This is a genomic window from Falsarthrobacter nasiphocae (assembly GCF_031456275.1).
Taxonomy (GTDB): Bacteria; Actinomycetota; Actinomycetes; order Actinomycetales; family Micrococcaceae; genus Falsarthrobacter; species Falsarthrobacter nasiphocae.
On record NZ_JAVDUI010000001.1, the window covers coordinates 1,831,564 to 1,845,194 of the forward strand.

Below are 13,631 nucleotides of genomic sequence, written 5' to 3' on the forward strand. Positions count from 1 at the left end.
GCAGCGTTGGATCATCGGGTACATGCCCTGACGGGGCGCATCGGCAGAGACGGTGCGCAGACCGGTGGGCATGATTGTTGAGACCTCCGCTGAGCACCTGCCCGCGGAGGTCTTTTCGCGTGCAGTCCCAGTTTTCTCAGTCAAGGAGCAACTCACATCAGCGAGACACGCATTAATGATCGGATCCGCGTCCCGGAGGTCCGACTCGTCGGACCCAACGGAGAGCAGGTCGGCGTCGTGCGCATCGAGGACGCCCTCCGGCTTGCAGCCGAGGCGGACCTCGATCTCGTCGAGGTTGCACCCCAGGCAAAGCCGCCGGTGTGCAAGCTCATGGACTATGGCAAGTTCAAGTACGAGGCAGCGGTCAAGGCCCGCGAGTCGCGGAAGAACCAGACCAACACGGTCCTGAAAGAAGTGCGCTTCCGCCTTAAGATCGACTCCCACGACTACGACACGAAGACGGGCCACGCTCGCCGCTTCCTCGAGGCTGGCGACAAGGTCAAGGCCATGATCCAGTTCCGTGGCCGTGAGCAGCAGCGTCCCGAGCTCGGCATCCGCCTGCTCGAGAAGTTCGCTGCGGACGTCGCGGAGTTCGGCGCCGTCGAGTCTGCCCCGCGCATTGATGGCCGCAACATGGTCATGGTCGTGGGTCCGCTCAAGAACAAGGCCGAGGCCAAGGCTGCGGCCCGCCGCAGCCAGGCCCCTGAGGAGCCCGGCGCGCCGACTCGCCGCCAGCAGCGCTCATCCCGCATGGAGCGCGTGGACACGCAGAAGGTCCCCTCGAGCGGCCAGTCCCTTGCGGACGCGATGCCGGAGGGCCTGAAGCAGATGGCCTCGCAGGCGGCGGGTACGGATCAGGCCCCCGCGCCGGAAGCCCCGTCGACGCCTCAGTTCGGCATTCGCACTGAGGCCCAGAAGGCCGCAGACGCGAAGGCGGCAGCGGAGCGGGCAGCCGCCTCGCGACCCGCCTCCAAGGCTCCGTCCTCGAAGGCGCCGGCCCGTTCTTCCGCGCCGAGGTCCGCGTCCGGAGGACGCCCCGCCTCGGGTTCAGGCGAGCGCCGCCCGTCGTCGTCCGCTCCCTCGGGAGAGGCACGCCGCACTCCGCCTGCCGCGGCAGGCGAGCGACGCCCCGCCCCCGCGCGGACTCCGTCGGCCAAGCCGCCGGTCGCCCGGCCGGCAGCCGCGCCGAAGCCCGCATCAGACTCGTCCGCTGGAACGGGAAAGCCGGCCACCCCGGCGCCCCGCCCAGCAGGCGCGCCCAAGCCTGCGGCCACGCCCAAGCCGGCACCGGTCCCCAAGCCCATGGGGCAGCCGAAGCCCGGGGCAGGTCGTCCCGCGTCCTCGTAGCCCTCTTCGGAGAGCCACGAGCGTTCCATTGCCAAGAGCAGGCGCCCCCGGTGACGGGGCGCGCATGCTGATCAGCCCCCGCCGCGGCGCGTCCGTGGTTGGGAACACGTAAGGAGAACGGCAGACATGCCGAAGTTCAAGACTCACAGCGGTGCCAAGAAGCGCTTCAAGCTCACTGGTTCCGGAAAGCTCAAGCGCCAGCAGGCCAACCGCCGCCACTACCTTGAGCACAAGCCCTCCAGCCTGACGCGCCGTCTCGGCTCGGACAAGATCGTGGCTCCGGCGGATCGCAAGACCATCCGCCGCATGCTCGGCCTCTAAGGCTCACACCACCGTAACCAGCACGCCGTGGCGCGTTCAGCGCACGGTACCGCCTCCAGGACGAGCCGCCCACCGGGCAGGCCCCTGACAGATTCGAAGGAGTACACACGTGGCACGTGTGAAGCGGGCAGTCAACGCCCACAAGAAGCGCCGGGTCATCCTCGACCGCGCGTCCGGCTACCGCGGGCAGCGCTCGCGCCTCTACCGCAAGGCGAAGGAGCAGCTGCTCCACTCGTTCGTCTACAGCTACGGCGACCGCCGCAAGCGCAAGGGCGACTTCCGCCGCCTCTGGATCCAGCGCATCAACGCTGCGGCCCGCGTCAACGGCATGACCTACAACCGCCTCATCCAGGGCCTCAAGGCCGCTGAGATCCAGGTTGACCGCCGCATGCTCGCCGAGCTCGCCGTCTCGGACGCCAACGCGTTCGCCGGCCTCGTCAAGCTGGCGAAGGAGGCCCTCCCGGCCGATGTCAACGCCAAGCGCTCCGAGGGCTCCACGGCCGTGAAGGCGCCGAAGGCCGTCAAGGCTCCGAAGGCCGCGAAGGTCGCCGAGGCTCCCGCCGCTGAGGCCCCCGCCGCCGCTGAGGCGTCCACCGAGGCCGCGTCCGAGGGCGTCAAGGCCGTCCCGGGCGAGGAGCCCCCGGCTGGCTATGTCATCAAGGGCAACCGCCAGTCCGGCAAGTACCACGTGCCGGGTTCCACCTGGTACGAGCAGACGGAGGCTGAGTTCTGGTTCAACTCTGTCGAGTCCGCCAAGGCCGCCGGGTTCGCGCCCGCCGGTGGCGAGTCTCGCCAGAAGTTCCAGGGCTGATTTCAGCGTCTGAACGCTTTTCATGCGCGCGTGGGCGTCGGTGGAGACACCGGCGCCCACGCGCGTTTGTGCGTCGCCGTGCGGGCGGGCTGCGCCCCCCGGCGGGGCGCGCCTTCACCCACCGGCCCTCGAGCCCTACGCCTGAGAAAGGACCCCTCCCGTGGATCTTCTGAGCAACCCCAACGCTGACCGCATTCGGGGCATTGCGCGCCTGCGCACCCGCTCCCAGCGGGCCAAGGAGGGCCTGTTCCTCATCGAGGGGCCGCAGTGCGTCCGGGAGGCGCTCGGTCGCGAGTCGCGCCGGGTGGCCGGCCGTGCGGGTGGCGTGGCCTCCGGGGCGGCCTCGCCTGCGGCGGGGCGCGGGAGAGGGGCCGACGACGCCGGTCTGCGGGGCGTGACCGAGCTCTTCGCGACGGTCCCGGCGCTGGAGCGCCACGGTGACATTGCGGAACTGGCCTCGGTGGCGGGGGTGCCGGTCAGGCTGGCCGAGCCGAGCGTCATTCAGGCCATGGCGGATACGACGAGCCCGCAGGGGATGGTCGCCGTGGGGCGGATGCTTGACGTGCCCCTCGAGGCCCTGCTGGAGGCCCAGCCGTCGTGCGTGGCCGTTCTGGCGCGCGTCCAGGACCCCGGCAATGCGGGCACGATCCTGCGGGCCGCGGACGCGGCTGGGGCGGGGGGAGTCGTCTTCCTGCCCGGCACCGTTGACCCGTACAACCCCAAGGTTGTGCGCTCGACGGCCGGCAGCCTCTTCCACGTGCCCTTCTCCGTGGCGGGGGAGGATGCGCTCGAGCGCCTGCGGGCCTCCGGGCTGACCCTCCTCGCGGCGGACGGCTACGGGGAGACGGATCTCGACGAGCTCCAGGACGAGGCCCACGCGCGCCGGGGGACGTCGCTGCTGGAGCGGCGCGGGGCGTGGCTCTTCGGCAACGAGGCCCAGGGCCTCACCGTGGAGGAGGAGCAGTACGCGGACGCCAGGGTCAGGGTGCCGCTGTACGGGCAGGCGGAGAGCCTCAACGTGGGCACGGCCGCGACCCTGTGCCTCTACGCGTCCGCGCGGGCCCAGCGCCGGGCGTAGTCGGCGCGGACGGCGGCCCCGCGCCGGCGGCGCTAGTGGGCGGCGGCCCCGTCGTCGTGCTTCTTGCCGAAGGGGAGCACATGCATGATGGCGACGATCACCGCGCCCCAGATGACGCCCAAGACGAGGGCGAAGGCCGTCTCGACGAGCCAGGCGAGGAAGGCGCCCACGCCCGCCACCCCGTGAACCATCTCGGCGAGGTGGTGCACGAACCCGTACGGCGCGTGGAATCCGAGGGAGTCCATGCCGACGAGGATGATGTGGCCGCCGACCCAGAGCATCGCGAAGATGCCCACGGTGGAGATGACCTTGAGGACGTGCGGCATGGCCTTGACAAGGCCGCGCCCGAAGCGCTGCGAGCCCGCGCTCTTGCGGCGGGACAGGGCGAGGCCGATGTCGTCCATCTTGACGATGAGGCCCACGACGCCGTAGACGAGCGCCGTGATGCCGATGGCCACAACGAGCAGGATGAGCGTGCGCGCGAGGAGGGGCTCGTGGGCGACCTCGTTGAGCGAGATGACCATGATCTCGGCGGAGAGGATGAAGTCGGTGCGCACCGCGCCCTTGACGACCCGATCCTCGGCGTCCTTGCCGCGCTCGGACGTGGGGGCCTCGGCCTCGTGGTGCCCGCTGACGATCTCCCAGAGCTTCTCCGCGCCCTCGAAGCAGAGGTACGTGCCGCCGAGCATGAGGATCGGCGTGAGGAGCCACGGCGCGAACTGGCTGAGCAGCAGGGCGAGCGGCAGGATGATGAGGATCTTGTTGACGAGCGAGCCCTTGGTGATGCGCCAGATGATCGGCAGCTCGCGCTTGGGGTCAACGCCCTGGACGTACCGGGGCGTGACGGCGGTGTCGTCGACGACGACGCCCGCGGCCTTCGCGCTGGCCCGCCCGGCTGCCGCGCCGACGTCGTCCACGCTGGCGGCGGCCAGCTTCGCGAGGGCGGCGATGTCGTCGAGGAGGGCTGCGAGTCCGGCGCTCATGAGTCTCTTCCGTTGTGGGGGAACGGGCGGGGTGCCCGTGGAGAAAGCCTACCGGGTGCGGCGGCTGAGGCCCGGCGGCTGAGGCCCGGCGGGTCAGTGCGAGCGGGCGATGCTGCGGCGGTCCAGCGCGTGGGAGACGAGGGCCAGGAGGAGGCCGAGGAACGCAAGCCCCACGCCCACCCAGGCCGGCGCCTGCAGGCCGAAGCCTGCGGCGATGACGGCGCCGCCGAGGAACGCGCCGAGCGAGTTCGCCATGTTGAGCGCGGAATGGTTGAGGGACGCGGCAAGGGACGGGGCGTCCGGGGCGACGTCGACGAGGCGCTTCTGGAGGGGTGCCACGAGGAAGGAGCCCGAGGCGCCGATGAGGAAGATGAGGATGAACGCGGGCACCGCCCACGGGGACAAGAGCGCGAAGCCCGCCTCGAGGGCCATGATGCCGATGCAGGCGCCGAAGATCGTGCCCATGACGGACTTGTCGGCGAGGATGCCCGCGAACCAGTTGCCGACGACCATGCCCACCCCGTAGACGCCCACGGCGAAGGGCAGGGTGGCCTCGGGGATGCCGGTGACGGTGAGGAGCGTGGGGGAGATGTACGAGTAGACGGCGAAGAAGCCGCCGAACCCGACCGTGCCGATGCCGAGCGCGAGCCACAGCTGCGGGTGCTTGAGGCCGCGCAGCTCGCCGCGCATGCTCGCGCCCTCCGGTGCGGGCTCGTGGGGCACCGTGAGCGTCACGGCGAGGAGGGCGGCCATGCCGATGACGGCGACCGCGAGGAACATCGTGCGCCATCCGGCGGTCTGCCCGAGCCAGGTGATGAGGGGGACGCCGATGACGTTCGCGACCGACAGTCCCATGAGGACCATGGACATGGCCCAGCCGCGGCGGGTCACGGGCACGAGGGACCCGGCGATGACGGCGGCGACGCCGAAGTACGCCCCGTGAGGCAGCCCCGAGAGGAAGCGGGTGACGAGCAGCCAGGAGTAGTCCGCCGCCCAGAACGAGGAGGCGTTCGCGAGGGTGAACCACGTCAGGAGGCCGAGCGCGAGCGTCTTCCGGGGCAGCCGCGAGCCGAGCGCCGCGAGCGTGGGCGCGCCGATGACGACACCAAGGGCGTACGCGCTGATGACGTGGCCGCCCTCGGGGATGGTGATGCCGAGGTCGCGCACCATCGGGTCGAGGAGGCCCATGATCGTGAACTCGGTGGCGCCGATGCCGAATCCGCCGACGGCGAGCGCCGCGATGGCGATCTGGGTGCGGCGAGACAGGGAGGCGGGCGAGGCTGCCGGGCCGGGGGCCTGAGCGGTGCGGGTCATTCGCGTGGTTCTCACTCTCGCTTGGGTGGTTCGCGGGCCGTACTAGCCTGGAGTGCATGACTGACGTCCTACCGGCCGGCCAGGGCGGCCCGCTCATCGTCGCGGCTGCGCTGGTCCGCGAGGGAGCGTTCTTTGCGGCGCGACGCACGTATCCCCCAACGCTAGCTGGTCTCTGGGAATTCCCTGGGGGAAAATGCGAGCCGGGTGAGGACGCTCACACGGCCCTGCGGCGCGAATGCCGGGAGGAGCTGGGCGTCGAGATCGCGGTCCATGACGAGGTCCGGCCGGGCCCCGACGCTGGGCCCGGCGCCGCGTCCGGCGCAGGCAGCGCGGAGCGGGCAGACGGCCCGCAGGGTGCGGCCGGTGACTGGGCGGGGTGGACGCTGGCGAACGGCCTGCGGATGCGCGTCTTCCGGGCCTCTCTCCTCACCGGGGAGCCTCGCCTGACGGATGCGCACGACGACGGCGCATGGCTGCCACTCGACCCCGCCGCCCTGGAGGTGCCGTGGATCCCGGCGGACGTGCCGATCGTCGAGCGACTGCTCGCCCTCTGGGCCCGCCAGACCGCGCGCGGGCCTGGGCGATAGACTCGACCGAAGACGATTGTGACCGATGCACGACCCCCACGACGGAGGACGAAACCCATGACTGAGCCTGCGAGCCCGGGGGATCCCGCGGTTCCACACCCCACGGACGAGGCCGCCGTCGGCCAGGCCGTCGAGGCCGCACTCGCGGACATCGCCGGTGCCGCCGACCTGGCCGCGCTCAAGGACGTGAAGATCGCCCACACGGGCGACCGCTCCCCGCTGGCCCTCTCCAACCGCCAGATCGGCAGCCTCGACAAGTCTGAGAAGGCCGCCGCAGGCAAGATCCTCGGCCCCGCCCGCGGCCGGATCGCCCGCGCGCTCGCCGAGCGGCAGGTCGTGCTCGAGGAGGAGCGTGACGCCCGCATCCTCGTGGAGGAGGCCGTGGACGTCACGGCCCTGCCCGTCCGCCGCAAGGCCGGCGCGCGCCACCCCCTCAGCGTCCTCCAGGAGCAGGTCTCTGACGCGTTCGTCGCGATGGGCTGGGAGATCGCCGAAGGGCCCGAGGTCGAGTCGGAGTGGTTCAACTTCGACGCCCTCAACTTCCCGCCGGACCACCCGGCGCGGGAAATGCAGGACACCTTCTTCGTTGAGCCCGCCGACTCCCACGTCGTCCTGCGCACTCACACCTCGCCCGTGCAGGTCCGTGCGCTCCTCGAGCGGGACCTCCCCGCGTACGTGCTGTGCCCGGGGCGCGTGTACCGGACGGACGAGCTGGACGCGACCCACACCCCCGTCTTCCACCAGTTCGAGGGCCTCGCGGTGGACCGCGGGCTGACGATGGCGGACCTCAAGGGCACGCTGGAGCACTTCGCCCGGCAGATGTTCGGGGCCGAGGCCAAGATCCGCCTGCGCACCAACTATTTCCCCTTCACCGAGCCGAGCGCGGAGCTCGACGTCTGGCACCCCGGGGCCAAGGGCGGCCCCCGCTGGATCGAGTGGGGCGGCTGCGGCATGGTCAACCCCAACGTGCTGCGCGCCGCGGGCATCGACCCGGAGGAGTACCAGGGCTTCGCGTTCGGCATGGGCGTGGAGCGCACCCTCATGTTCCGCAACGAGGTCCCGGACATGCGGGACATGATCGAGGGCGACATTCGTTTCAGCCAGCACTTCGGGATGGAGATCTAGGACATGCGACTTCCACTTGACTGGCTGCGCGAGTTCACCGCGCTGCCCGCAGACGCCACCGCCGAACAGGTCTTGGCCGAGCTCGTCACCGTCGGTTTCGAGGAGGAGGCCGTGCATCGCCCCGGGGCTGAGCTCCGCGGCCCCATCGTCGTCGGCCAAGTGCTCTCCATGGAGCCCGAGCCGCAGAAGAACGGAAAGACGATCAACTGGTGCCAGGTGCGCGTTGCCCCGGAGGGGCAGCCCGCGCTGGAGGGCGAGGGGATTGACCCCTCCGGCGTGCAGGGGATCGTCTGCGGCGCGCACAACTTCGCGCCGGGGGACAAGGTCATCGTGACCCTGCCGGGCGCCGTGCTGCCCGGCGACTTCCGCATCAGCCCCCGCAAGACCTACGGGCACGTCTCCGCAGGCATGATCGCCTCGGCGCGCGAGCTGGGGCTCGGCGAGGACCACGACGGCATCATCGTGCTCGGCCGCATGGGCCTTGACCCGGAGGTCGGCACGGACGTGTTCGAGCTCTTCGGCCTCGCCGAGGAAGCGGCGGAGATCAACGTGACGCCGGACCGCGGCTACGCGTTCTCCCTGCGCGGAGTGGCTCGCGAGTACGCCCTCGCCACGGGCACCGAGGCGAAGGACCCCGCGGACGCCGTCACGCCCGCCCCCCTCGACGGCTCGTACCCGGTGACGGTGCGCGACGACGCGCCGGTCTACGGGGTGCCGGGCTGCGACCGCTTCGTGGCCCGCGTCGTCGAGGGCGTCGACCCCACGGCCCCGACGCCCGTGTGGATGGCGCGCCGCCTGCGCCTGGCTGGCATGCGCTCCATCTCCATCGCCGTGGACATCTCCAACTACGTCATGCTCGAACTCGGGCAGCCGAACCACTGCTACGACGCTGACCGGATCGACGGGGGCATCACCGTGCGCCGCGCCACCGAGGGCGAGCGCCTGACGACCCTCGACGAGAAGGAGCGGACCCTCTCGGCCGGCGACCTCGTCGTGGCCGACGACTCCGGCCCCCTCGGCATCGCCGGCGTCATGGGCGGGGCCGCGAGCGAGGTCTCCTCCGAAACCACGCGCATCCTCGTCGAGGCCGCGCACTTCGACCGCGTCTCCGTGGCCCGCTCCCGGCGTGCGCACAAGCTCTCATCCGAGGCCGCAAAGCGCTTCGAGCGCGGCGTGGACCCACTGCTCGCGCCCGTCGCGGCGCAGCGCGTCGTCGACCTTCTCGTGGAGCTCGCCGGCGCCCGGGACACGGGCCAGGGCACGGACCTCGTCGTCACGGCCGAGGGTCCGACGACGGCGGCTGGCGCCACGCCGGCCTCCGCGGCACGCCCCGAGGTCCGCCTGGGGCTCGAGGCCGCGTCCCGGCGGATCGGCCTGGAATACACGGCCGAGCAGCAGATCGGCTACCTCGAGGCGCTCGGCTGCGCCGTCCGCAGAGACAGCGACGCCCTCCTCGTCACGCCGCCGTCCTGGCGGCACGACCTGGCCACGCCCGAGGACCTCATCGAGGAGATCGTCCGCCTCGGCGGGTTCGAGGACCTGCCCTCGACGCTCCCCGTGGCGCCTCCCGGGCGCGGCCTGACGAAGGCCCAGCTGCATCGCCGCCGTGTCCTCCAGGGGCTTGCCGACGCCGGTCTGACCGAGGTGCTCAGCTACCCGTTCGTCTCCGAGGCGCAGAACGCGCTCTTCGGGTCCTCCGGGGACGGGGCGGCGCCGGCCGCCATCCGCCTCGAGAACCCGCTCAGCGCCGAGTTCTCGCTCATGCGCCGCTCCATCCTGCCTGGCCTCGTGGGCGTGGCGCAGCGCAACCTGGCCCGCGGCTTCCGCGACCTCGCGCTCTACGAGGGCGGCCTCGTCTTCCTGCCGCGCACCGGCGAGAAGGTCGGGACGAGTGAGATCCCGCCCCTCGGCGCGATGCCGGACGAGCAGACCCTCGACGCCCTGGACGCCGGGCTGCCGCCGCAGCCGTTCCACGTCGCCGGGATCTTCGTGGGGCACGACGTCCCCGCGGGGGCAGGCGTGGCCCGCCGCCCCGTCGACGTCTCGGATGCTCTGGACGCCGCCCGTCTCGTCGGCGACCTCCTCGGCGTGCAGCTCGTGCCGAGCCGCGCTCACCACCACGCGTTCCACCCGGGCCGCTGCGCCGCCCTGGCGCTCGCGGACGGCACCCACGTGGGCTACGCGGGCGAGCTTCACCCGAAGGTCGCCGCGTCCCTCGACCTGCCTGGCCGCGTGGCCGTGTTCGAGGTCGACGTCGAGGCCGTGAGCGAAGCCGCGCCGGACGTCGTCGTGGCACGCCCGCTGTCCGGGCACCCGGCGACAACCCAGGACGTCGCCCTCGTTGTGGCCGCGGACGCCCTGGCGGGGGATGTCGAAGGCGCCCTCCGCGAGGGCGCGGGCGAGCTGCTCGAGTCCGTGGACCTCTTCGACGTGTACGAGGGGCCGGGCGTCGAGGAGGGCCACAAGTCCCTCGCGTTCGCCATGCGGTTCCGCGCCCAGGACCGGACGCTCACGGCCGACGAGGCGAGCGAGGCCCGCGCCGCGGCCGTTCGCGTCGCGGCCGAGCGCTTCGGTGCGGTGCAGCGGTAGTCGCCGGTGTGATTCTGCGCCGCGTGCGCACCCAGGTTGGCGGCCTCGTGTTTCACGGGGCCGCCTTCCTGCTGCCCGGCGCCGGGCTTGACCGCCGCCGCGCGGGGCGGGGCGAGATTGAGGCGTGGGCCAGCGAGGTTCTCGGCCGCCCCGTCAGGCTGAGCACCGTCTGCCCGGCCTGCGGCTCCGTGGCGCACGGACAGCCCCGGCTGGAGCTTGATCCCCGCGGCGAGCCGAGCCCTGCGTCCCGAGCGGGTGGGGACCTGGCCCGCATCTCGTACGCGCGGGCTTCCCTCGATGGCGGCGGCCTGGCCATCGCGGCCGTCGTCGTCCTCTCCGCCGGGGGAGGGCCGCTGCCCGAGTGGGCCCGCGTGGGTGTGGACCTCGAGGCGCGGGGCAGGAAGGGGGCCCCGCACCCCCGAGGGTGGGGGGAGTACGCCCTGACGCCGGCCGAACGCGGGCGTGTGGCAGCGAGCGCGGACCCCGAGGCGGCCAGCTTGCGCGTGTGGACCCAGAAGGAGGCCCTGGCGAAGCTCACGGGGCGAGGACTCGAGATCGAGCCCCAGGCCCTGGACACGGCCCTCGTGCAGCCGCCTGACACGCACTAAACTCGAGCGGTGACGATTCCCCACCCCGACTCGAGCGGGAGCCCGAGCCCCCGCCCCGTGGCCGCCCCGTCCGCGTCGGATCTCGGGCCCGCCGCCGGGCTCTCCCCGGCGCAGCGCCAGTCCGTCCGCGTGGTCCTTCGCTCGCCCCGTCTCCTCTGGACGGAGACGATGGCCGGCCTCATCACCTCGCTCGCGCTCATCCCTGAGGTGCTCGCGTTCTCCATCCTCGCGGGGGTGGACCCTGCCGTGGGGCTGTTCACGTCCGTCATCATGGCCATCACGAGCGCAGTGGTCGGCGGCCGGCCGGCCATGGTCACCGCCGCGGCGGGGGCCGTAGCGCTCGTGACCGCGCCGCTCGTGCGCTCGCACGGGCAGGAGTACCTCGTGGCCGCGGTGCTTCTGGGCGGTCTCATCCAGATTGGGCTCGGCTTCGCGGGCGTCTCGCGGCTCATGCGGTTCGTCTCGCCGGCCGTCATGCGAGGGTTCGTCAACTCCCTCGCCATTCTCATGGCGGCCGCGCAGCTGCCCGAGGTCATCGGCGTGCCGTGGGCCGTCTACCCGGTCGCGGCGCTGGGTCTCATCCTCGTCATCGTCATGCCGCGCCTGACGCGCGCCGTCCCCGCCCCGTTCGCGGCGATCGTCGTCTGCACGGGCCTCGTGTGGGCGCTCGGCTGGCAGGTCCCGGAGGTGGGGGACAAGGGGAAGATGCCGACGGCGCTGCCGCTGCCCGGCCTCCCGGATGTGCCCCTGGACGCCGCCGCGCTCGGCGCCGTGGCCCCGTACGCCGTGGCCATTGCCCTCGTGGGCATTGTCGAGAGCCTCATGACGCAGCGTCTCGTGGACTCACTGACCCAGACCGAGTCGAACGCGCCGCGAGAGGTCAGGGGCCAGGGCATCGCGAACATCGCGGCGGGCCTCTTCGGCGGGATGGGCGGGTGCGCGATGATCGGCCAGACGATGATGAACGTCAAGACCGGCGGGGGCCGATCCCGCGTCTCGGCTGCCATGGCCGGGCTGTGGCTGCTGGGGCTCGTCATGCTCCTCAGCCCCGTGGTGGCCCACATTCCGATGGCCGTGCTCGTGGCGGTCATGCTCTACATCTCGGCGACCACCTTCGACTGGGGCAGCGTGGCCCCCGCGAGCCTGCGTCGGATCCCCTGGACGGAGACCCTCGTCATGCTCGTCACGGTCGCGATCGTCGTCCCGACGCACAACCTGGCCGCCGGCGTCGTCGTCGGCGCGGCCCTGGGGTGGGCGCTGGCGCGTCGGCGCGGGCGGCGCGGGGAGCGTTTTGCCCCCTGACCACGTTTGTCCCCCGGGCGCCGTTTGCCCCCAGACCCCGTTTGCCCGCAGGACGCCGTTCGCTCCGCGAGGGCCGTTTGCCCCCGTCCTTGGTGTTTGCCCCCGGCATTGCAGGGGGTAGACGCCAATCTGGGGGGCCATCGTGAGTGGGGACGCCAGCGTGAGTGGAGCGGGCCGTCGGGTCGGGGGCCGGGCCGGTGTGGGGGGCGGGGCGGCGGTCCCTAGGCCGCCCGCACGGGGAACGGGGGCAGCGCGGGCTCGAGGAGCCACGGGCTCAGGACTGTGCGCAGCTCGTCGTCGCCCGTGGCCTCCATGAGGACGGCCAGGACGTCGTCGGTCGAGGCCACCGCGTGACGGAAGGCCGCCTGCACCGCCCGCAGCGCCGCGAAGAAGCGCTCGTCGCCGAGCCGGACACGCAGGGCGTGAACAGTGAGGGCGCCGCGCTTGTAGACGCGGTCGTCGAACATGTCCTCGGCCCCGGGGTCAGCGAGGACGAGGTCCTGCGGCTTGGCCGCGAGCCCCGCATAGGCGAGGCGCGCCTCGGCCTCGACCGTCGAGCGCCCTGACTCCTCGGACCACAGCCACTCGGAGTAGCAGGCGAAGCCCTCATGAATCCACAGGTCCCGCCACTGCCGCAGCGTCACCGAGTTCCCCCACCACTGGTGGGACATCTCGTGCGCGATCAGCCGCTGGTTCTCCCAGGCGGCCGTCATGTGGTTGATGCCGAACAGGCTCATCTCCATGGCCTCGAGGGGGATCTCGAGGCTCTCCTCGCAGACGACGCTCGTGTAGCACTCGAACGGGTAGGGGCCGAAGCACCGCTCGAAGAGCGCGAACATCGCCTCCTGGTCCTTGAGCGCCGTCCGGGCCCGGCGGGTCAGGGCGTTCGAGGCGGCGAAGCCCACGCGCCCCGTGTGCTCCACGACGTCGTACCGGCCGATCTGCAGCGCTGCCAGGTAGGTGCTCGTGGGGAAGGCCTCATGGTAGACCCAGCGGTGCTGAGAGCCCTTGCGGGCCGTGGACTCCAGCGCGCCGTTGGCGATGGCGCGGTATCCCGCGTCGGTCCAGCACGAGATGTCGAAAGTGGCCTTGTACGCGGGGTGGTCAACGCACGGGAACCACGTCGGCGCGCCGTTGGGCTGGCCGGCCACGAGCACCCCGTCCGTGAGTTCCTCCCACCCCACCTCGCCCCAGAGGCCGCGGCGTGGGCGGGGGGCGCCGTCGTACTTGACGGTGAGGACGATCTCCTCGCCTTCCGGGACCGTGCGGGGCGCGGTGATCGTGATGGAGGAGCGACCCTGCTTGACCTTCGCCGCCTGGCCGTTGACCGTGGCCTTGCTCGCCTGGAGCCCCACGAGGTCGAGGACGAACGTGTCCGTGTCACGCTGGGCCTCGCCCGTGATCGTCGCCGTGCCCGTCAGCCGGTTGTTGGACAGGCGCACATGGAGGTCAAGGTCGTAGTGGCGCGGGAGAATGCCGGCCGCTGCGGCCCCGGGCAGGTAGGGGTCGTCCTCGCGGCGGGAGAGGACGCGGGCCAGGGGAGTGGGCAGTTGCACGGGGAGTGAG

General features: G+C 72.0%; 12 protein-coding genes. 9 read left to right on the forward strand and 3 right to left on the reverse strand.

Annotated features, from left to right (window positions below):
- Positions 1 to 183 precede the first annotated feature (183 nt).
- The 4 genes from infC (at position 184) to J2S35_RS08290 (ending at position 3,557) form a co-directional block, all read left to right on the forward strand.
- Positions 184 to 1,347: a translation initiation factor IF-3 gene (infC, locus tag J2S35_RS08275; RefSeq protein ID WP_407649788.1), complete on the forward strand. Its 1,164-nt coding sequence runs from the start codon at positions 184 to 186 to the stop codon at positions 1,345 to 1,347.
- Between the two features lie 126 nt (positions 1,348 to 1,473).
- Positions 1,474 to 1,668: a 50S ribosomal protein L35 gene (rpmI, locus tag J2S35_RS08280; RefSeq protein ID WP_309852113.1), complete on the forward strand. Its 195-nt coding sequence runs from the start codon at positions 1,474 to 1,476 to the stop codon at positions 1,666 to 1,668.
- Between the two features lie 109 nt (positions 1,669 to 1,777).
- Complete coding sequence (gene rplT, locus J2S35_RS08285) at positions 1,778 to 2,479, forward strand: 50S ribosomal protein L20, sunset domain variant (protein ID WP_309852116.1); 702 nt, start codon at positions 1,778 to 1,780, stop codon at positions 2,477 to 2,479.
- Between the two features lie 160 nt (positions 2,480 to 2,639).
- The gene (locus tag J2S35_RS08290) at positions 2,640 to 3,557 is read left to right on the forward strand and encodes a TrmH family RNA methyltransferase (RefSeq protein ID WP_309852119.1); all 918 of its coding nucleotides are present in this window, start codon (positions 2,640 to 2,642) and stop codon (positions 3,555 to 3,557) included.
- Between the two features lie 32 nt (positions 3,558 to 3,589).
- Here J2S35_RS08290 and J2S35_RS08295 read toward each other — a convergent pair whose 3' ends face one another.
- A complete protein-coding gene (locus J2S35_RS08295) occupies positions 3,590 to 4,540 on the reverse strand; it encodes a DUF808 domain-containing protein (RefSeq protein WP_309852122.1) in 951 nt (316 codons plus the stop codon).
- A 93-nt stretch (positions 4,541 to 4,633) separates the two neighbouring features.
- Positions 4,634 to 5,854 (reverse strand): MFS transporter, encoded by a 1,221-nt coding sequence (locus tag J2S35_RS08300; protein ID WP_309852124.1) that lies wholly within the window; start codon positions 5,852 to 5,854, stop codon positions 4,634 to 4,636.
- A 56-nt stretch (positions 5,855 to 5,910) separates the two neighbouring features.
- On the opposite strand from J2S35_RS08300, the gene J2S35_RS08305 reads away from it, so the two are divergent.
- The 5 genes from J2S35_RS08305 to J2S35_RS08325 are packed head-to-tail and all read left to right on the forward strand — an operon-like array spanning position 5,911 to position 12,065.
- Complete coding sequence (locus J2S35_RS08305; protein WP_309852126.1) at positions 5,911 to 6,441, forward strand: (deoxy)nucleoside triphosphate pyrophosphohydrolase; 531 nt, start codon at positions 5,911 to 5,913, stop codon at positions 6,439 to 6,441.
- A 57-nt stretch (positions 6,442 to 6,498) separates the two neighbouring features.
- Complete coding sequence (pheS, locus tag J2S35_RS08310) at positions 6,499 to 7,566, forward strand: phenylalanine--tRNA ligase subunit alpha (protein ID WP_309852129.1); 1,068 nt, start codon at positions 6,499 to 6,501, stop codon at positions 7,564 to 7,566.
- 3 nt (positions 7,567 to 7,569) lie between these two features.
- Complete coding sequence (gene pheT / locus J2S35_RS08315) at positions 7,570 to 10,155, forward strand: phenylalanine--tRNA ligase subunit beta (RefSeq protein WP_309852132.1); 2,586 nt, start codon at positions 7,570 to 7,572, stop codon at positions 10,153 to 10,155.
- Between the two features lie 23 nt (positions 10,156 to 10,178).
- Positions 10,179 to 10,763 carry a 4'-phosphopantetheinyl transferase family protein gene (locus tag J2S35_RS08320; RefSeq protein WP_309852134.1) on the forward strand — a complete coding sequence of 195 codons (585 nt, stop codon included), beginning with the start codon at positions 10,179 to 10,181 and terminating at the stop codon, positions 10,761 to 10,763.
- Positions 10,764 to 10,772: 9 nt separating this feature from the next.
- Positions 10,773 to 12,065, forward strand: coding sequence for a SulP family inorganic anion transporter (locus tag J2S35_RS08325; RefSeq protein WP_309852135.1), 1,293 nt, complete (start codon positions 10,773 to 10,775; stop codon positions 12,063 to 12,065).
- Positions 12,066 to 12,286: 221 nt separating this feature from the next.
- Here J2S35_RS08325 and J2S35_RS08330 read toward each other — a convergent pair whose 3' ends face one another.
- A complete protein-coding gene (locus J2S35_RS08330) occupies positions 12,287 to 13,621 on the reverse strand; it encodes a M1 family metallopeptidase (RefSeq protein WP_309852139.1) in 1,335 nt (444 codons plus the stop codon).
- Positions 13,622 to 13,631: the final 10 nt, after the last annotated feature.